This is a genomic window from Frankia umida, assembly GCF_023242945.1.
Lineage (GTDB): Bacteria > Actinomycetota > Actinomycetes > Frankiales > Frankiaceae > Frankia > Frankia umida.
In genome coordinates this window covers 90,959-109,043 of record NZ_JALKFT010000004.1, presented here as the reverse complement: position 1 = coordinate 109,043, position 18,085 = coordinate 90,959, and the positions used below count along the sequence as shown (strand labels likewise).

General features: G+C 73.2%; 15 protein-coding genes. 7 read left to right on the top strand and 8 right to left on the bottom strand.

Annotated elements, in window-relative coordinates:
* Positions 1-2 precede the first annotated feature (2 nt).
* From MXD59_RS05690 to MXD59_RS05675, 4 genes are read left to right on the top strand one after another with little or no spacing between them, the layout of a single operon-like run.
* The gene (locus MXD59_RS05690) at positions 3-1,868 is read left to right on the top strand and encodes an asparagine synthase-related protein (RefSeq protein ID WP_248823733.1); all 1,866 of its coding nucleotides are present in this window, start codon (positions 3-5) and stop codon (positions 1,866-1,868) included.
* Positions 1,862-2,362, top strand: coding sequence for a lasso peptide biosynthesis PqqD family chaperone (locus MXD59_RS05685; RefSeq protein WP_248823732.1), 501 nt, complete (start codon positions 1,862-1,864; stop codon positions 2,360-2,362). The genes MXD59_RS05690 and MXD59_RS05685 overlap by 7 nt, the downstream gene beginning before the upstream one ends.
* Positions 2,363-2,370: 8 nt before the next feature.
* The gene (locus MXD59_RS05680; protein ID WP_248823731.1) at positions 2,371-2,802 is read left to right on the top strand and encodes a lasso peptide biosynthesis B2 protein; all 432 of its coding nucleotides are present in this window, start codon (positions 2,371-2,373) and stop codon (positions 2,800-2,802) included.
* Complete coding sequence (locus MXD59_RS05675; protein ID WP_248823730.1) at positions 2,802-4,760, top strand: ABC transporter ATP-binding protein; 1,959 nt, start codon at positions 2,802-2,804, stop codon at positions 4,758-4,760. Before MXD59_RS05680 ends, MXD59_RS05675 begins: the two co-directional genes overlap by 1 nt.
* Here MXD59_RS05675 and MXD59_RS27735 read toward each other — a convergent pair.
* Together MXD59_RS27735 and MXD59_RS05665 are read right to left on the bottom strand one after the other, a co-directional pair.
* On the bottom strand, positions 4,682-5,050 hold the full coding sequence (locus tag MXD59_RS27735) for an AMP-binding enzyme (protein WP_248823855.1): 369 nt from the start codon (positions 5,048-5,050) through the stop codon (positions 4,682-4,684). The genes MXD59_RS05675 and MXD59_RS27735 overlap by 79 nt on opposite strands.
* Positions 5,031-6,095: an AMP-binding protein gene (locus MXD59_RS05665; RefSeq protein WP_504858339.1), complete on the bottom strand. Its 1,065-nt coding sequence runs from the start codon at positions 6,093-6,095 to the stop codon at positions 5,031-5,033. The genes MXD59_RS27735 and MXD59_RS05665 overlap by 20 nt, the downstream gene beginning before the upstream one ends.
* 256 nt (positions 6,096-6,351) lie before the next feature.
* Here MXD59_RS05665 and cbiE point away from each other — a divergent pair, with 256 nt between their 5' ends.
* Entirely contained in the window at positions 6,352-7,677 is a 1,326-nt protein-coding gene (cbiE, locus tag MXD59_RS05660; RefSeq protein ID WP_248823729.1) for a precorrin-6y C5,15-methyltransferase (decarboxylating) subunit CbiE, read from the top strand.
* A 19-nt stretch (positions 7,678-7,696) separates the two neighbouring features.
* On the opposite strand, the gene MXD59_RS05655 is transcribed toward cbiE, so the two are convergent.
* Positions 7,697-8,413 (bottom strand): FadR/GntR family transcriptional regulator, encoded by a 717-nt coding sequence (locus MXD59_RS05655; protein ID WP_248823728.1) that lies wholly within the window; start codon positions 8,411-8,413, stop codon positions 7,697-7,699.
* Positions 8,414-8,959: 546 nt separating this feature from the next.
* Here MXD59_RS05655 and MXD59_RS05650 point away from each other — a divergent pair.
* On the top strand, positions 8,960-10,009 hold the full coding sequence (locus tag MXD59_RS05650) for a polyadenylate binding domain-containing protein (RefSeq protein WP_248823727.1): 1,050 nt from the start codon (positions 8,960-8,962) through the stop codon (positions 10,007-10,009).
* Here the strand turns inward: MXD59_RS05650 and MXD59_RS05645 are convergent.
* Both MXD59_RS05645 and MXD59_RS05640 read right to left on the bottom strand, forming a co-directional pair.
* On the bottom strand, positions 10,003-11,679 hold the full coding sequence (locus MXD59_RS05645; protein ID WP_248823726.1) for a 5-oxoprolinase subunit B/C family protein: 1,677 nt from the start codon (positions 11,677-11,679) through the stop codon (positions 10,003-10,005). The genes MXD59_RS05650 and MXD59_RS05645 overlap by 7 nt on opposite strands.
* Positions 11,680-11,728: 49 nt before the next feature.
* Positions 11,729-12,541 (bottom strand): LamB/YcsF family protein, encoded by an 813-nt coding sequence (locus MXD59_RS05640; RefSeq protein WP_248823725.1) that lies wholly within the window; start codon positions 12,539-12,541, stop codon positions 11,729-11,731.
* A gap of 270 nt (positions 12,542-12,811) precedes the next feature.
* Between MXD59_RS05640 and MXD59_RS05635 the strand changes: the two genes are divergently transcribed.
* A complete protein-coding gene (locus MXD59_RS05635; RefSeq protein ID WP_163549560.1) occupies positions 12,812-13,366 on the top strand; it encodes a DsbA family protein in 555 nt (184 codons plus the stop codon).
* A 92-nt stretch (positions 13,367-13,458) separates the two neighbouring features.
* Here MXD59_RS05635 and nhaA read toward each other — a convergent pair whose 3' ends face one another.
* From nhaA to MXD59_RS05620, 3 genes are read right to left on the bottom strand one after another with little or no spacing between them, the layout of a single operon-like run.
* On the bottom strand, positions 13,459-14,895 hold the full coding sequence (gene nhaA / locus MXD59_RS05630; RefSeq protein WP_248823724.1) for a Na+/H+ antiporter NhaA: 1,437 nt from the start codon (positions 14,893-14,895) through the stop codon (positions 13,459-13,461).
* The gene (locus tag MXD59_RS05625; RefSeq protein WP_248815597.1) at positions 14,892-15,860 is read right to left on the bottom strand and encodes a prephenate dehydratase; all 969 of its coding nucleotides are present in this window, start codon (positions 15,858-15,860) and stop codon (positions 14,892-14,894) included. The genes nhaA and MXD59_RS05625 overlap by 4 nt, the downstream gene beginning before the upstream one ends.
* 18 nt (positions 15,861-15,878) lie before the next feature.
* Positions 15,879-18,068, bottom strand: a complete 2,190-nt coding sequence (locus tag MXD59_RS05620) for an acetate--CoA ligase family protein (RefSeq protein ID WP_372511929.1) — start codon at positions 18,066-18,068, stop codon at positions 15,879-15,881.
* Between the last annotated feature and the right edge of the window lie 17 nt (positions 18,069-18,085).

Below are 18,085 nucleotides of genomic sequence, written 5' to 3'. Positions count from 1 at the left end.
AGGTGACGACATCCGCATCGCTGCGCCGTCCGGCCTGCTGGTTCGTCGTCCTGCCCGACCGTGAGCAGGTGGCGATGCCGGCGGGGGCGCATCAGATGGTGCGACACCGCTCAGGTCGACCCTGGATCGTCGGGGACTGGCCGGCGGCGGCCATGGTCAGTGTCACGGCCGGCCGCCGCCAGGTCGCGCTGGTCGGCTGCGCGGCGGTGCGGCCCGCCCGGTTGCTGGGACTGCTGGTCGCCGCGCGCGACGTGCACAGTCTCGACCTTGGCCGCGAGATCGCCGGTGACTACCATCTGATCGCCGAGATCGACGGGCAGCAGCGCCTCCAGGGAACGGCGAGCGGCACCCGGCGGATCTTCACCGCGCGGGTCGGTGCCGACCTGCTGGCCGCGGACCGCGCCGATGTGCTGGCCGGGCTGTGCGGGGCCGGACTCGATCGCATGGCGCTGGCGTTGGCGCTGCTCGACCCGTCCCCGCCGCATCCGCTCGACGACCTGGTGCCGTTCACCGGTGTGACAGCGGTGGCGCCACAGGAGTATCTCTGCATCGACCGCGACGGCCGGTCGCGTACGGCTCGCTGGTGGCGGGCGCCGGCCGCGGTGCGTTCCCGCGCGGAGGGCGCGGCGGTGCTGCGTACGGCGCTGGCCGAGGCGGTGGCGGTACGGGTCGCGGGGGGCCGGACCGTCAGCGCCGACCTTTCCGGTGGCCTGGACTCGAGTGCGGTGTGCGCGCTGGCGGCCCGCGGACCGGCCGACATCGTCGCCCTGACCGGCCTCGCCCGCGATCCCGGCGATGATGATCCGGTGTGGGCCGCGCGTCTGGCCGCGTCCCTGCCGAACCTGACCCGGGAGACCCTGCCCGCGGCCGACCTGCCGCTGGTCTACGACCGCATCGGCGAACCCGGTCCCGCCACCGACCGACCGTTCGTCGGCCTCGTCGACCGGGCGAAGCTGCTGGCCGGGCTTGATCGGCTCGCGCTGTACGCGCCCCGGCTGCACCTGACCGGTTTCGGCGGCGACGAACTGGTGGGCGGGACACCGAACCATCTGCCGGCCCTGCTGCGGCGTCGCCCGACGCTGGCGCTGCGTCAGCTGCGGGGCTACCGGGCCCAGGAGGGTTGGCCGTGGGCGGCGAGCCTGCGGATGATGCGCGGCCGCGGCTACCGCGACTGCCTGCGCGACATGTCCCGTGTGCTGAACGCCGCCCGGGCGGGCTACCCGACCCCGCCGGTTGGACGACGGACCTGGCCGTACGTCACGGCGCTGGACTGGACGTCGCCGCCCGTGGTGCCAGGCTGGCTCACCGCGGACGCCCTCGAACTCGTCGCGCGGGCCTTCGCGACAGCGGCCGAGCAGGCCCTGCCCCTGGCCGAGACGCGGGCCGGGCACCTCGACCTGTTCACGCTGCGGGCCGGCGCCGCGGTGTTCCGCGGCTTCGACCAGATCGCGGACGCCACGGGACCGCCGTTGGCCGCGCCGTTCTACGACGAGCGGGTCGTGCGCGCGGCGCTGGCGGTGCGGCCCGAGCTGCGCGCCTCGCCCTGGGAGTACAAGCCGCTGCTCAAGGAGGCGATGCGCCCGGTGGTGCCGGCCGAATGCCTGCGCCGGCGGACCAAGGCGGACGCCTCCACCGAGGAGGACCAGGGACTGCGCGCCAACCGTGGCGCGCTGGTGAAGCTGTGCGACGAGTCGCCGCTGGCCGAACTCGGGCTGATCGAGGTGGACCTGCTGCGCCAGGCGTGCCGAGCCGGGGCCGTCCCCGACCATCGGGCCGAGGCGTTGCAGCCGACCATCGCCACCGACGCCTGGCTACGTGCCCAGGCCGCCAGCCGCCAGCTGACCGACCGGGAGGAGCCGACATGGTGAGGTTGCGTTCCGACGTCGTACGGGCGCCGACCGAGTACGGCGCGGTGTTGCTGCACACCAACAACGGGCAGTACTGGACGCTCAACCCGTCCGGCGATCTCGTCCTGGGGGTGTTACTGGCCGGTGGGGACGTGACGGCCGCGACCCGGCGGTTGTGCGCCACGGGCGACGTCGACCCGGACATCGCCCGCCGGGACGTGGAGGGCCTGCTGGCGCAGCTCACCGACGTCGGCCTGATCGACGACGCCGCCGACCACCGCGACGTCGAGCTGCCTGGTCCCGCGGCGGGGGAACGTCCGGTCGGCGACGGCATGGCCGGGGGACGGCTGCCGCGTCCCGCGACCAGCCGAACGGCCTGGCCCGCGACGGTCCGGCCCGCCACGGCCCGGCCGTCGCGTCCCAGCAGCGACCACGCGCGTCCGAGCGGGGACCGGCCTCGTTCCGCCACAGGTCCCGGGGCGAGGCTGCGCTCGAGGCTACGGCGGCACCGATGAGTACGCCGATGACCCTGGAACGTCCGGAGGTCACCCTCGGTCCGCTGCGGTGGGTCGGTGCGAGGGCGGCCGTCGGCGCGGCACGGGTGCTCGCCACCCAGCAGCCCGCGCGCATCCGCCGGGTACTGGCCCGGCTGGCCCGCGGCGCCCGGCCCGCCGACTACGACCAGGCCCTCGCGGCCCGCCAGGCGGTGATGGCGGTGAGCCTGACCTGCCGCGGTGCCCGCGGCTGCGTGCCCCGTTCGATCGCGACGATGCTGATGTGCCGGCTGTCCGGAACCGTGCCGACCTGGTGTGTGGGGGTGCGTTCGCTCGCCCCGTTCGCCGCGCACGCCTGGGTCGAGGTGGACGGCGTCATGGTCGGCGAGTCCGTCCCGCCGGGGTATCTGCGCACCCTGCTGAGCGTCGGCCGGGCCGCCGATCACAGCGAGGTGAGCTGATGCGCGGCGGGCTGGGGGAGCTGTGGGTGCTGCTGCGCGGGCATGGCCGTCCGATCGGGGTGGCCACGGGGCTGACGATCATCGGCACCGGGATCGGTGTGCTCCAGCCGCTGCTGGTGATGCGGGTGATCGACGACGCCCAGGCCGGCGGCATACCGCTGTGGGTCATCGGTGCGCTGCTCGGCCTGTTCGTCGGGCAGGCGATCGCCGACACCGCCGGGCACTACCTGCTGGAACGCACCGGCCAGTCGATTCTGCTCAGCCTGCGGCAACGCCTGATCGACCAGGTGCTACGGCTGCGGATCAGGGTGCTCGACACCCGCCGGATGGGTGACCTGATCTCTCGGGCGAACACCGACACGACCGTGGTGCGTGAGGCGGTCGCCTTCAGCTTCACCGCGCTCGTCACGAGCACCATCGGCGTCGTCGGCGCGATCGCGCTGATGGTCTGGCTCAACGCCTGGCTGTTCCTGCTGGTCCTCGCGGTCGTCCTGGTCGCCGGGACGGTCGTGCTGGCCGCCTTGTCACGCATCCGGTCGGTGTCCGAACGCGGCCAGGCCAGCGTCGGCGCGATGACGGCCGACCTCGAACGCGCCCTGACCGCGGTGCGTACCGTCCGGGCGAACCAGGCGGAAAGCCGCGAGGCCGCCCGCATCGGCGCGCATGCCGACTCCGCCTACCAGGCCGGTCTGCGGATGGCGACGCTGGACTCGATCATCGCGCCGGCGATGCAGCTCGCGGTGCAGGGCAGCGTGCTCGTCGTCCTGCTCGTCGGCGGGGTGCTGGTGGCCCGCGGGTCGGCGACGCTGGGCAGCCTGGTCGCGTTCCTGCTGTACGCCACCTACCTGGTGATGCCGCTGGGCCAGCTGGTCGAGTCCGCCGCGACCATCCAACGCGGACTCGGCGCGCTGAGCCGGGTCAACGCGGTGTTCACCCTGCCGCGGGAGACCGACGAGCCCACCGAGATCGGCCCCCTGAGTACCGTCGCGGTGCGCGCGCCGAAGCGGGCCGCGCCAGCCACAGCACTGTCGGGCTGGACCACGGTGCCCAGGCCGCCCGCCCGCCCGAACCGTCCCACGACCGTGGGCCGTCCCACCAGGGTGGACGCGAGTTCGTCCGCGCTGGCGTTGGAGCTGCGGGACGTCTGGTTCGGCTACGGAATACAACCGGTTCTGCGCGGAGTGTCGTTCGAGGTGCCGCGGTGCGGACAGGTGGCCCTCGTCGGGCCGTCCGGGGCGGGCAAGTCCACCATCCTTGAACTGGTCGAACGGTTCTACGAGCCGGATGCCGGTCAGCTGCTGGTGGACGGGCACGACATCCGCTCGATCCCGCGCCACCGCGCCCGCGCCCGGGTCAACCTCGTCGAACAGAGCACACCGGTGTTGCACGGCACCCTGCGGGACAACATCACCTACGCCGCGCCGGAGGCCACCGAGGCGGATGTCGACGAGGTCGTCGCCGCGGCCGGCCTGCGCGACCTGGTCGCCCGGCTACCCGACGGGCTCGCCACACCCGTCGGTGACCACGGTGTCCTGCTCTCCGGCGGCGAACGTCAGCGCGTCGCGATCGCCCGCGCGCTGCTCCCGCGCCCCGCCGTGCTCCTGCTCGACGAACCGACCTCGCAGCTCGACAGCGTCAACGAACACGCTCTGACGCGGGTGATGCGCCGGATCGCCGCCGAACGAGCCCTGCTGGTCATCGCGCACCGTATCTCCACCGTCCGGGCCGCCGACCACATCGTCGTCCTGGACGCCGGACGGGTCCGCGCCCAGGGCTCGCACGACGCACTGATGGCGACCAGCCCGTTCTACCGGCGTCTCGCCGCGTCCAGCAGCGGGTCGGCCGCCAGCCGGCCGACCGACCGCCGGCCGACGGTGGCTCAGGTGGTGGACGGCGGGGTCAGCGCCGACTTGCGGACCTTGCCGATCGCGTTACGGGGCAGCTCCGCGACGAAGTAGATCTCCCGCGGCCGCTTGTGCACCGACAGCTCCCGGGCGACGAAGTCGACGAGTTCGGCGCGTTCGGGGGTGGCCTCGCCACCCGCCTCGCCGCCGGCCGCCACGACGAACGCGGCGATGCGCTGGCCGAGATCGGCATCCGGTAGTCCGACCACCGCCACCTCCCGGACCGCCGGATGCGCCAGCAACACCGCTTCGACCTCACCGGCGCCGATCCGGTAACCACCGGACTTGATCAGGTCGGTGGAGCGTCGTCCGACGATGCGATGGTTACCGTCGGCGTCGATCACGGCGGCGTCCCCGGTGCGGAACCAGCCGTCCGCGGTGAAGGAGCCGGCGGTGGCCTCCGGACGGTTGAGGTAGCCGTCGAACAGGGTCGAGCCCTGGATCTGCAGTTCGCCGATGCTGTGCGCGTCGTGCGGCAGCGGCTCGCCCGTCTCGTCGTCGACGAGCCGGGTGCGCACACCGGGCACTGGTGGTGATCAGCGTCTCGGTCATGCCGTACCGCTCGACCGGCGCGACGCCGGTGAGTTCCCGCATCCGCTCGATCACCGGCACGGGCAGGGGAGCGCTCCCCGAGACGAGCAGCCTCGCCGCCCGCAGCGCCCGCGCGCTGCTCGGATCCTCGCAGACCCTCGACCACACCGTCGGCACACCGAAGTACAGGCTGCCCCCCGCCGCCGCATATGCCGTCGGTGTCGGGCGCACCGTGTGGATGAGCCGGCTCCCGACCCGCAGCGGCCCGAACACCCCGAGCACCAGCCCATGGACATGGAAGATCGGCAGACCGTGGACGAGGGTGTCCTGCGGCGTCCACGCCCAGGCATCGGCGAGCGCGTCGAGATCGGCGGCGATCGCGGCCGCGGGCACCATGACCCCCTTGGGCGCGCCTGTCGTCCCCGACGTGTAGAGAACCAGCGCTGGCGGGGCCGCCGAAGACCCGCCCGCCGGCTGGTCCACGGTCGGGTTCGGCGCGGCGAAGTCGGCGCGGGCACGCACGTCGACGGGGATCACCGGCACCGGCAGGTCCGCCCAGGGCGGGTCGCCCAGCATCAGCACCGCGCCGCTGTCGCGAAGGAAGTGCTCCCGCTCCCGCGGCCCCGAATCCGGTGGGACGGGAACCGCCGGCACCCCGGCCAGCAGACAGCCGAGGATCGCCACGATCGTGGCCGCCGACGCCTCCCCGTACACCGCCGCCGCGGACGCACCGGCGACCCGGCGGGCGACGGCTCCGGCCGCGCCGAACAGCTCGGCACGTGACAGCACGACATCACCCACCTGCACCGACGGAGCGTCATGATCGATGTCCAGCGGGGGAAACAGGCTCAGGCTCACCCGAGCATCCTCCCGGAAGACACCGCCCGCGGCCTGCGGTTGCGCCATCACACCCACCGCCGCTCACCGCCGACCTTCCGTCCACCTCCGCCCGTCCGCGTCGATGGATCGTGGCTGCCCGCCGGCCCGGCTACTGTGACGTGTTGTGTCCACACCTGCGCGTGCGGAGCCGCGACGTTCGGATCCACGCGAGTCCGTTCCGCACGAGTCCGTTCCGCACGGGGCTGTTCCGCGAGGGGCTGTTCCGCGAGGGACCGTGACCGTCGTCGGTATCGGGGCGGACGGCTGGGCCGGCCTGTCGCCTGAGGCGCGCGGGGTGCTACGGGTGGCGCCGGTCGTGTTCGGATCCCGCCGCCAGCTCGCCGACCTGCCCGTGCGGACGTCCACCTCGGTGACCGATGACGGCTTGCCGCCCGGTGCTCGGCGGATCGAGTGGCCATCGCCGTTGCTGCCGGCACTGCCGGGGCTGCTGGCGGAACACGTCGAGGGGGCCGCGCCCGGCGGGGTGTGCGTACTGGCCAGCGGCGATCCGATGTACTACGGCATCGGGGTGACACTGGTACGGCTGCTGGGGGCGGCGCGGGTGCGGGTGGTGGCGCATCCGTCGTCGGTCAGTCTGGCGTGCGCGCGGCTGGGCTGGGCGTCGCAGGACGTCGACGTGGTCAGCGTCGTCGGCCGCGCCCTGGATCAGATCCGACTCGTCCTCGCACCGGGGCGGCGGATGCTGGTCCTCAGCGCCGATCGATCGACACCGGCGGCGGTGGCGGCGCTGCTGGTCGACAGCGGATACGGCGCCAGCGCGCTGACGGTGCTGTCCCGGCTTGGCGCGTCCGACGAGGACCGTCAGGTGGCCGGCGCGCGTCACTGGGCCAGCGCCGACTCCGCCGCGGTGGCGGATCTCAACATCATCGCGGTCGAGGCCGTGCTGGAACCGGACGGTAGGTACCTTCCCCGGGTGCCGGGGCTCCCGGATGACGCGTTCGAGCATGACGGGCAGATCACCAAGCGGGAGATCCGTGCGCTGACCCTCGCCCGGCTCGCCCCCGCGCCGGGCGAACTGCTGTGGGATGTGGGTGCGGGCAGCGGCAGCGTCGCGATCGAGTGGCTGCGCACACACGCCCACGCGCGAGCGATCGCGATCGAGCCGCGACCGGAGCGAGCCGAGCGGATTCGGCGCAACGCGGCCCGGCTCGGCGTCCCGCACCTGCGTGTCGTGGACGGACGTGCCCCGCGGGACCTGGCCGCCCTGCCCCGCCCGGACGCGATCTTCGTGGGTGGCGGAGTGAGCGCCCCCGGAGTGCTCGAGGCCTGTTGGACCGCTCTGCACGCCGACAGCAACGAGGACCATGACCGCGACGACGGCGGTGGCCGGGGTCGCTGGGACCGTCGCCGGCTCGTCGTCAACGCGGTGACTCTCGAGTCGGAGACCGTGCTCGCCGAGTGGTACGCGCGTTGTGGTGGGGAACTGGTCCGGCTCGCGGTGAGCCGCGCCTCGCCGGTGGGTGGGTTCACCGGTTGGCGGCCAGCGATGCCCGTCACCCAGTGGACGGTCTGGCCCGCCGCCCACCGTCCCGTGAGCTGATCGCCCGCGGGGGCCGCGATCAGCCGAGGAGGTCGAGCAGGCAGCTGTCGGCGGGACCGCCGGGGATGGCGTGCTCCGGCGCGGCCAGATGGGAGCGCCAGTGGTCGGCCGCCGCCGCGGCGTCTCCGGTCTCGATCAGCTCGATGAGCCGGGCGTGCGTCACACGGGTGGCGTCGGCGTGCGGTTCGGTGTTGACGGGATGGGTGGCCTGCTGCGCGTTGGCGATCTCGACCAGGTGCTGCAGCATGTCCGTGACGAGGGCCAGCGAGTGGTTGCCGGTGAGCCGGACCAGCGTGAGGTGGAACTCGGCCTGGGCCGCGGCGAGGGCATCGCAGTCGACGGTGGTGTCGGCCTGGGCCAGGCAGCGGCGCAGTTCCGCCGCGTCCGCGGGGTCGCGGCGTTCGGCGAGCTGGGCGGCGCACGGCGGCTCGAGAACACTGCTGGCCTGGTGGACGTCACCCAGGGTCGCACCTCGATGTTCGAGGACGAGCCCGGCGTAACGGGCGGCCACCGCCGGACTCGGCGCATGCACCCGCGCCCCACCGTGTGCTCCCCGGCGCACGGAGATCAGCGCCTCCGCCTCGAGGACCCGGAACGCCTCGCGCAACGTGGGCCGCGACACCCCGAACTGCGTCATCAACGTCGGCTCGGGGGGCAGCGCGTCGCCTTCGGCGAGTTCGCCCCGGATGATCCGGCGCCGCAGCTGGCCGGCCACGAGCTCGGCGGTCTTCGGCACCCGGACCTGCCGCCCGATCGGTGACGCCCCCACTGGCAGCGGCGCTCTCGCCGGCAGCGGTGCTTCCACCTGCGCGGAGGGGGGCGAAACCAGCTTGCCCCCGCGGGCGGTGGCGACGGGCGGCCGCGCGGCAATCGAGCGGACATCGACCATGAGCGGTCCTCCAGCGGCAGCGCGCGACGATCGTTCCGGTGAAGATCACTATAACGGTGGACCCTGCGGGCTGTTTATGCTAACAGGCGTAGTTCACCCCGGAATGATCGGGTGGCTACGGTGGCGAAACCCGCACGCGACGTGCAGCGATGGTCATCCGGTCATTAGGTTCGATTATTCGTGTGATATCTATCACTCAAATGTGGTCCGTGGTGTGTGGCCGTCGGCTGCCGCGAATGGTTCGCATCATCCGTCCATGATCGTCGTCCGGGTTCGTCGCCCGCCGCCACATCGTCTCTGACCTGCTGGTTTGGTGCGTTCCCGCGGGGCACCCTGCTGATATGGCCTGGCGTCACAGCCACCGCCACCACCAGCGCAGGGAGGGAGCGGGTTATGGCCGCACCGGTCACCGACACAGGTAGCCGAGGGCTGGGCAGATGGCGCATCCCGCGTAGCCGTGGGGCGCTCAGCGGAGTGCTGCTGATGCTGCTTGGGATCTGGGGGGCGCTGATCCCGTTCATCGGCCCGGCCTTCGACTTCGGCTTCACCCAGGATTCCGCCTGGACGTGGAGCTCGGCACGCTTCTGGCTGGAGTTGCTGCCTGGCCTCGCGGCCTTCGCCGGCGGACTCCTGCTGCTGCTGAGCGCCAACCGCGCCACCGCGGCACTGGGCGCCTGGCTCGCCATCGCGGCCGGCACCTGGTTCATCGTCGGTCCGACCCTCGCCGGCCCCCTGCATCTGGGTGCGCTGGGCTTCCCGCGCGGCGGTTCGGTGCGCCAGGCCTTCGAGTGGCTGACCTTCTTCTACGGTCTCGGCGCGATGATCGTGTTCCTCGGTGCGACCGCCTGGGGACGGCTCAGCGTGCGCGGCGTGCGCGATGTCGCCGCCGCCCGCCAGCACCGTGAACGCCGCCTGCAACGCACCCAGAGTGAAGCCGCGAACCGCGACGCCCAGAGCTACGACCCCAACCAGGCCTACGGCGCCCAGGGCTACGGCGCCTCCCAGGGCTATACCGGCCAGGGCGCGCAGCCATACGCCGACCAGAGCGCGCAGCAGTATGGCACCCAGGGCTACACCGATCAGGGCGCGCAGCAGTATGGCACCCAGGGCTACACCGATCAGGGCGCGCAGCCGTATGGCACCCAGGGCTACACCGACCAGAGCGCGCAGCAGTACGGCACCCAGGGCCACACCGGTCAGGGGGCGCAGCCGTATGGCACCCAGGGCTACGCGGATCAGGGGGCGCAGCCGTATGGCGCGCGGGGTGCGCAGGGGCCCACCGGGGATGTCCCGGCGGCCATCGCGGAGTCAGAGGTCTACCCGAGCGATCGTCCAGGGGTGACGCCCGACGGTCAGGCCGCGGATCAGGACGGCGCCGTTGCGGAGGGCGAGAACACGGGTGCTTTTGGTCACCGTCGTCATCGGCATCGCGCTCCTCACTGAGCGCGGGTGAAGCGCAGGTGCTGACCGGGGCGGCACTGGGCGGCCAGGGGAAGATCGTCCGGTGGGAGAACGCCGATCACCGGGTAGCCGCCGGTGACCGGATGGTCGGCGAGGAACACGACCGGCTGGCCGTCCGGGGGGATCTGGATGCCGCCGACGACCATGCCTTCCGACGGTAGTTCGCCGGTGACATGCCGAGCCAGGGCGGGTCCCCGCAGACGGATGCCGATGCGGTCGCTGTCCGCGCTGACCTCGTAGGTGGACGCCCACAGGGTGGCCAGAGCATCAGGGGTGAACCAGTCGTCACGCGGACCGGGGATGACGCGAAGTGTCGGAGTGGCCCGGTAGCGGGCCTGCGGCGCCAGGTCGACCACCGGTGGCGCGGCGTGCGCGGGACCGAGGGGGAGTACGTCGCCGGCCGCCAGAGGAGCTGGTCCGAGTCCGGCGAGGGTATCCCGGGAGCGGGAGCCGAGCACGGGTGGTACGTCCAGACCGCCGCGGATCGCCAGGTACGTCCGCACGCCGGCCGCCCGCGGATCCTCGAGGCCGCCCGTCCGCGCGTCCCGCCCGGGCGGGCCGATGCGCAGCTGGGCGCCGGCTGGCACCTCGACGGGGCTGTTCATGCCGATCGCTCGTCCGGCGAGGGTCATGGGGCAGGGCGCACCGGTGATGGCGATCAGCCTGGGCGTGTCGAAGGTGACCACCAGACCGCCGTAGGTGCACTCGATTCCGGCGGCGGACGCCCGGTTACCGACCAGCCGGTTGGCCAGGCGCAGGCTGTGACGATCGAGCGCGCCCGCCGCGGTGATGCCCAGATGCGCGAGGCCGGTCCGGCCGAGATCCTGGATGGTGGCGAGCGGACCGGGCGAGACCACGGTGATCGTCGCCGACCTCGCCCGCGCGATCCCCACCCCGGTGGACCCCGTACTCGCGGCCCCCGAGTCATCCACGGGGACGGCGGTGGTGGGGGGGACGGGGGTGGCGAGGGTGGTGGCTGGGAGTTTCACGGCGACGAAGCGGACGGGGGTGCCCGGGGGGAGCAGCGCGGGCTGCTCGCGGTCAAGGTCGAAGACGGCCAGGTCGGTTCGTCCGATCAGATGCCAGCCGCCCGGTGACGTCCGAGGGTAGATGCCGGTGAACTGGTCGGCGATCGCGACCGCACCGGCGGGGACGCGGGTGCGTGGTGAGTCGCGCCGTGGCAGGTGCAGGTCGGGGTCGAGCCCCGAGACATAGGCGAAACCGGGGGCGAAACCGCAGAACGCCACCCGATGCGTGCCGCGGATGTGCCGGTCGATCACCTGCGCGGGGGTCAGCCCGGTCAGGCGCGCGACCTCGGCGAGGTCCGGCCCGTCATAGCGGACGGGAACCGTGACCGTCGGCAGGTCCCCCGCCTCGCCCGCCGCCCCGTCCAGGCGCACCGCACCGGACGGCCCAGTGCCAACGCGGGCGGCGGCGGCGATGGGCGGCGGCGGGTCGGCGAGCAGGCGGCGTAGGCGGGGGAGATCGGTGCGGGCCGGGTCGAAGCGGACCAGGACGGTGCGGGCGGCCGGGACGAGCGCGACGACGCCCGGTGGGGGTGCCGTCCGAAGATGTGCGTAGAGCTGGCCGGCCGCGTCCAGATCGGCGACCTCCACGAGCAGCGCGTCCGCGCCGCAGGTCAGTACCCGCATGGGGCCCCCAGACGACATCGGCGATGTGGTTCGGGCAGGCGCGGCGTGGTCAGCAGAACGGCACCACGGTGACTCCGGCCTCATGGAGCGCGGTGCGCAGGCCTCGGATGAGGTCGACGGCGCCGGGGGTGTCGCCGTGCACGCAGATCGACCTGGCCGCCACCCGTACCGGGACGCCGTGCGCGGAGTCCAGGGTGCCGGTCGTCGCGAGTCGCACCGTGCGGTGGATCACGGCTTCGGGGTCGTGCAGGACAGCACCGGGTTCGCGCCGGGAGACCAGGGTGCCGGCGTCGGTGTAGGCCCGGTCGGCGAACGCCTCGCCGACACAGGTCAGTCCGGCCGCCGCGGCCCGGCGTAGCAGCGCCGATCCGGGCAGGCCGAGCACGGGCAGACCCGGGTCGTATCCGTGGACCGCCTCGACGACCGCCGCGGCCTGCTCCTCGTCCGCCACCACCCGGTTGTAGAGCGCACCGTGTGGTTTGACGTAGCGCACCCGGTCGCCGGCGATGCGGGCGAACGCGTCCAGTGCGCCGAGCTGGTAGGTGAGGTCGTCGCGCAGTTCGGTGGGGTCCATGTCGATGGCGCGGCGACCGAAACCGGCCAGGTCGCGGTAGCTGACCTGCGCACCGATGCGCACCCCGTGTTCGACGGCCCGCTCGCACACCCGCCGCATCGTCGAAGGGTCCCCGGCATGGAAGCCGCAGGCCACGTTCGCGCTGGTGACCAGCGGGAGCAGCGCGTCGTCCTCGGTGAGTCGCCACACCCCGAACCCCTCGCCGAGATCGGCGTTGAGATCCCACACCGGCGTCGCGGCGTCCGAGGCGCCCGTGGTCGTGGCGGGGTCGCCGTCCTGGGAACTCATAGCACCGATTCTCCCTCACCCCGAGGGCCCGACGGCGGCCCGAGCCCGGAGGGTCCGCCACTGAGAGTCACAGATGGCCGGTATCGGTGGTCACGGGAGGTGGTCGTGGCAGGGGCCGGGACGCGGGCGGGCGGCATAATCGCTGGTGTGAAGCTGGTTCCTGGACGTTCATCCGGTACAGCCAGTGCATCCGGTAGAGCCGGGACGAACGGCGCAGGCGGTACGAACGGCCCGGCAGGGGGCGCCGCCGGTGCGGGCGGGTCGGGTGCGGTGGTCGTCGCGGTGGACACCGCGCCGTGTCGGCACGCGTACGGGCCGGCGGACGCGCCGATCCTGGTGGTGGAGTACGGGGACTTCGAGTGTCCGTACTGTGCGCAGGCGGCGCCGGTGCTGCGGGAGCTGGTGGACACCTCCGACGGGCAGGTTCGGCTGGTGTTCCGCCATTTTCCGGTGTACGACGTCCATCCGTACGCGCTGACGGCGGCGCTCGCGGCGGAGGCCGCCGGCGCCCAGGGGCAGTTCTGGGAGATGCACGACCGGCTGTTCGCCGGGCAGGACCGGCTGGCCGACAAGTTCCTGCGGGCCTACGCGGGTGCGCTCGGTGTGGACGGCGATCTGGTGATCGGCGACGCGGCCCAGCCCTACGGCGACGCGGTCGAGGCCGACTACGGCCTCGCCATCGAGCAGGGGGTGCGGGGAACGCCGAGCATCTTCCTGGGCGGCACGCCGTACCGGGGTCGGGCGGAGATCGCCCCGCTGCGTAAGGCGATGGCCCTGTCGCTGCGTCGCGCACCGTCAGGTCAGCGTCGGCGGCGTCGCGGGTAGGGCCGGCGGCCAGGACACGATGCGTCGAAGCCGCGGGCTACGTCGAACCCGAGGCGATGTCCGAAGGCTGCGGCTATGTCGATTACCTGCGGCTATGTCGATGCCGGGGGCTGCGTCGAAGCCGGGGGCGGCAGCGGTGGGAGAAAAGGTGTCGGTGGGCGCCAGGGGCGTGGGGGCAGCGTCGGCACCGGCTCGTCGGTCAGCGGTGAGCACAGCGGCATCCGTTCGCCGAGTGTGCGCAACAGGATGGTGCCGAGCACGGCGGCGCCGAACGAACCGGCCAGGATGCCGATCTTCGCCTGGTCGCGCAGCTCGGTGTCGGTGAACGCGAGCTCGGTGATGAACAGCGAGATCGTGAAGCCGATCCCGGCCAGGGTGGCCGCGCCGACCAGATGGCCGTAGCGGACCTGCCCGGGCAGCTGGCCGAGGCCGGTGCGCATCGCCGCCAGGCTCGCCACGGTGATGCCGACCGCGTTGCCGAGCACCAGCGCGAGCGTCACCCCCCAGGTCACCGGGGACGCCGCCGCCGCCCGCAGGGTGTGCTCGTCCAGGTGCACCCCGGCGTTGGCCAGACCGAACAGGGGAACGACGACGAACGCGCTGAACGGATGCAGCACCCGTTGCAGCCGTTCGTTCGCCGACACGGTGGCCTTCGCCGCGATCACGGCGAGGCTCGCCCGGGCGGCGTTCGACTCCTCGGCCAGCGCCCGCACGTACACCGGCACCTGCGCCGCCTGGTCGGGTCGGGGCGGGACAGCGGGAATCAGCAGCCCGGTGATCACCCCGGCGAGGGTGGCGTGCACCCCGGAGGCGTGGATCGCGCCCCAGAGCACGACGGCGACCAGCGCGTACGGCAGCAGCCGCCACACGCCGAGCCAGCGCAGCACCAGCATGACCAGCACCAGCCCACCGGCGAGGGCGAGCGCCCCGAACCGGACGTGCTCGGTGTAGAAGATCCCGACGACGGTGATGGCGCCGATGTCGTCCACGATGGCGAGGGTGAGCAGGAACAGTCGCAGCCGGTCCGGGCAGGCGGGTCCGAACAGCGCCAGGATGCCGATGACGAACGCGGTGTCGGTGGACATCGGGATGCCCCACCCGTGCGCCGCCGGCCCGGAGGAGTTGAACAGCAGGTAGATGACGGCGGGCAGGGTCAGCCCGCCGATCGCACCGAGGGCGGGGACGGCGGCGATGCGCCGGTCGCGCAGCTCACCGGCGGTGAACTCGCGGCTGATCTCCAGACCGACGACGGTGAAGAACAGCGCCATCGCCCCGTCGTTGACCCAGTGGTGCAGGCTCAGGGTGAGGTCGGCGTCGCCGAGACGCACCTGGGCGGTCGCCGTCCACAGTGCTTCGTACCCGTGTGACCAGGGCGAGTTCGCCCAGATCAGCGCGATGACGGCGGCGACCAGCAGCAGCACCGCACCACCGGCCTCGGTGGCGAGGAACTCCCGCATGGACGGCGCGACCTGCGGCAGTCGGATGCGCAGTGCCGGCCCGGGCCGAGGCGGCGCGGTCGGCGCGGTCACCGGGACGCGGCGGGACGGTCCAGAGCGGGGCGGTCCACGGCGAGGCGGTCCACGGCGGGACGGTTCGCGGCGTACGGCGCGACCTCGGGCGCGGCGGCCATGGCCACCGGGGCGGGCTCGAGGCGCTGGCGCTCGCGGTAACGGCTGGCCCGGTAGACGCCGAGGATGCGGTGGTCGGCGTAGAACGACAGTTCCTCGAAGGCCTGCGCGACCGCGGGGTCCTCCGGGCTGCCCTCGATGTCGGCGAGGAACTGGGTGGCGACGAAGTGGCCGCCCACCATGTAGCTCTCCAGCTTCGTCATGTTGACGCCACCGGTGGCGAACCCGCCGAGCGCCTTGTAGAGCGCGGACGGCCGGTTGTGCACCTTGAACACGAACGTCGTGACCAGCGGGCCGATACCGGCGGCGGCGCGCAGGTTCTCGGTCGACAGGATGAGGAAGCGGGTGGTGTTGTGCGCCTCGTCCTCGAGGTCGGCGCGCAGGACCTCGAGGCCGTACGCCTCGGCGGCCAGCCGGGAGGCGATCGCGGCCCGGCTCGGGTCGCCCGCCTCGGCGATCTCGCGGGCGGCACCGGCGGTGTCACCGGCGGTGACAGCGACCAGCCCCAGCGCGCGCAGCCCCGCCCGGCACTGCGCGAGGGCCTGCGGGTGACTGTGCACGGTCTTGATGTCGTCCAGGGTGGCGCCGACGAGACCGAGCAGCTGGTGGCGGATCGGCAGGAAGTACTCGCCGATGATGTGCACGGTGGGGCGCGGCAGCAGCAGGTGGATGTCGGCGACCCGGCCGGCGGTGGAGTTCTCCACCGGGATCATCGCGAGGTCCACCGCCTGCTCCTCGAGCGCGGAGAAGCACTCGTCGAAGGTCGGGTAGGGAACCGCGTCGAAGTCGGGGTACACGTCCCGGCAGGCGATGTGGGAGTTCGCGCCCCGCTCACCCTGGAACGCGATCCGCTGGCGTGCCGTCATGGCTACGAACGTACCGGGCTAGCCGGCCGCGCTGTCACCCGCCGCCGCTGTCGCCGGTGCTGCTGTCGCTGTCGCTGTCGCTGGTGTCGATGGCGGTGGCGGTGGCGGTGGCGCGTCCACTGGTGGGGCGAGGCGGATGCCGGCGTGGAGCAGCACCACGCCACGTCGGCCCACGAGCACCGGGTCGAGCAGGATCTCGGTGATCCGCGGGACGTCGTCGGCGAGCCGGGCGACCCGGTGCAGCAGGTCGGCGAGGGCGTCGGTGTCGGCGGCGGGCGCGCCGGAACCGCCGAGCAGCAGCACGCTGCCGCGCACGGCGGCGATGAGCTCGGCGGCATCGGCGTCGGTCAGCGGCAGGGTGCGGGCGACGGGGTCGGCGAGCAGGTCGGCCACGGCGCCACCGAGGCGCAGCGACACCAGCGGGCCGACGTTGGGATCGTGGTGCATCCGCACGACGGTGGACACGCCGCCCGGTGCCATCGGTTGGACGAGCATGTCGCCGGAGCCGACCGCGGCGCGCACGGCCTGCCAGGCGGCGGTGAGTTCTGCGGGGTCACCCACCCCGAGCTGCACGGCGCCGACGTCCAGGCGGCTGCGGAACCGCTCCTCGGCGATCTTGATGGCGACCGGCCAGCCGACCCGGTGCGCGGCGGCGAGCGCCGAATCGGCGTCGGCGACCCGGGTGCTGGGCCAGAGCCGCAGGCCGACGTCGGCGAGCAGGCTGTGCACCACCGGCTCCGGGAGCCACGCGTCGTCGACCACGGCGTGCCCGGTCACGGCGCGGGCGGTCACGGCGCGGGCGTGCGCGGTGTCGATGCCGGACAGCGACGGGACCTGGCCCTGCGCCCGGGCCCGCCAGGCGGCGTGATCGGCGGCGCGGGAGAGTGCCAGCGCCGCGGACTCCGGCGACGAGTAGGACGGCACCGAGCCGCGTCCGGGTGAACCCACCGCGTCGGGAACGGCCAGTGGTGCCGGCATGCCGTCCTGACCCAGGTAGGAGGCCAGCACCGGCAGTCCATGATCGCGGGAGGCGGCCAGTACGGCCGCACCGAGCCGGTCGACCTGGGCATGCGGGGTGACCAGGGTGAGCAGCGCGTCGACCTCGCCGCTGCCGGCCACCAGGCGCAGCGCCGCGTCGAACCGGTCGGGGTCGGCGAGCGGGCCGAGGTCGACGGGATTGTCGGCGCCGTCATGGCCGACGATCCGCGCGAGCGCCGCGCGGGTCGTCGCGGACAGGCCGGGCACCGCCAGCGAGTAGCTGTGGCAGGCGTCGGTGGCCAGCGCCGCCAACGCACTGGACGTACCCACCACGCCGACGCGGCGCCCGGCCGGCAGAGGCTGATGGGCCAGCAGCGCCGCGGTGTCGAACAGCTGGTTGAGGGTGTCGACCCGGATCACCCCGGTGCCGGCGAACAGCGCGTCGGCGGCACCGCCCGAGGAGTCCTGGCCGCTTTTGAGCGCCACCACCGGCTTGGTCCGCCCGAGCCGGCGGGTGATCCGGGCGAACCGGCGCGGGTTACCGAAGTTCTGCAGGTGCAGCAGGACGAGCTCGGTACGTGGGTCGGTCTGCCAGTACTCGAGCAGGTCGTTGGTCGAGACGTCCGACCGGTCGCCGGCGGAGACGAAGGTGGAGAACCCGATCGCCCGGCGTGCCGCGTCGGTGAGGAAGGTGCCGGCCAGCGCGCCGGACTGGGTGAAGGCGCCGACCCGCCCCGGCGGGGGGTTACCCACGGCGAAGGTCGCGTGCAGACGCGAGGTGGACGCGGTGTTGATGACACCCATCGCGTTCGGGCCGAGCAGACGGATGCCGGCGTCACGGGCGATCTGACACACCTCGGCCAGCAGTACCTGCCCCGCGGGGCCGCCGTCGGCGAAACCGGAGGAGACCACGATCACCGACCGCACCCCCCGTGCGGCGCAGGTGCGCAGGACCGCCGCGACCCGCGGCGCCGGCACCGCGATCACGACCAGATCGACCCGTTCGGGTACATCGGCGAGATCCTGGTAGGCGTACACGGACGCGACGTGACTCGCCGCGGCGTTGACCGGATAGACGGTGCCGGTGAAGCCGCTGGCCACCAGGCGGCGGAACACTTCGTGACCAACCGTGCCCGGCTCGCGGCTCGCCCCGACGACGGCGACGACCCGCGGATGCAGCAGGCGATCGATGCTGCGCACGCCGTGCCTCCCGTAGACCTTTGCGTTCATCGTAATACCGAACGGTC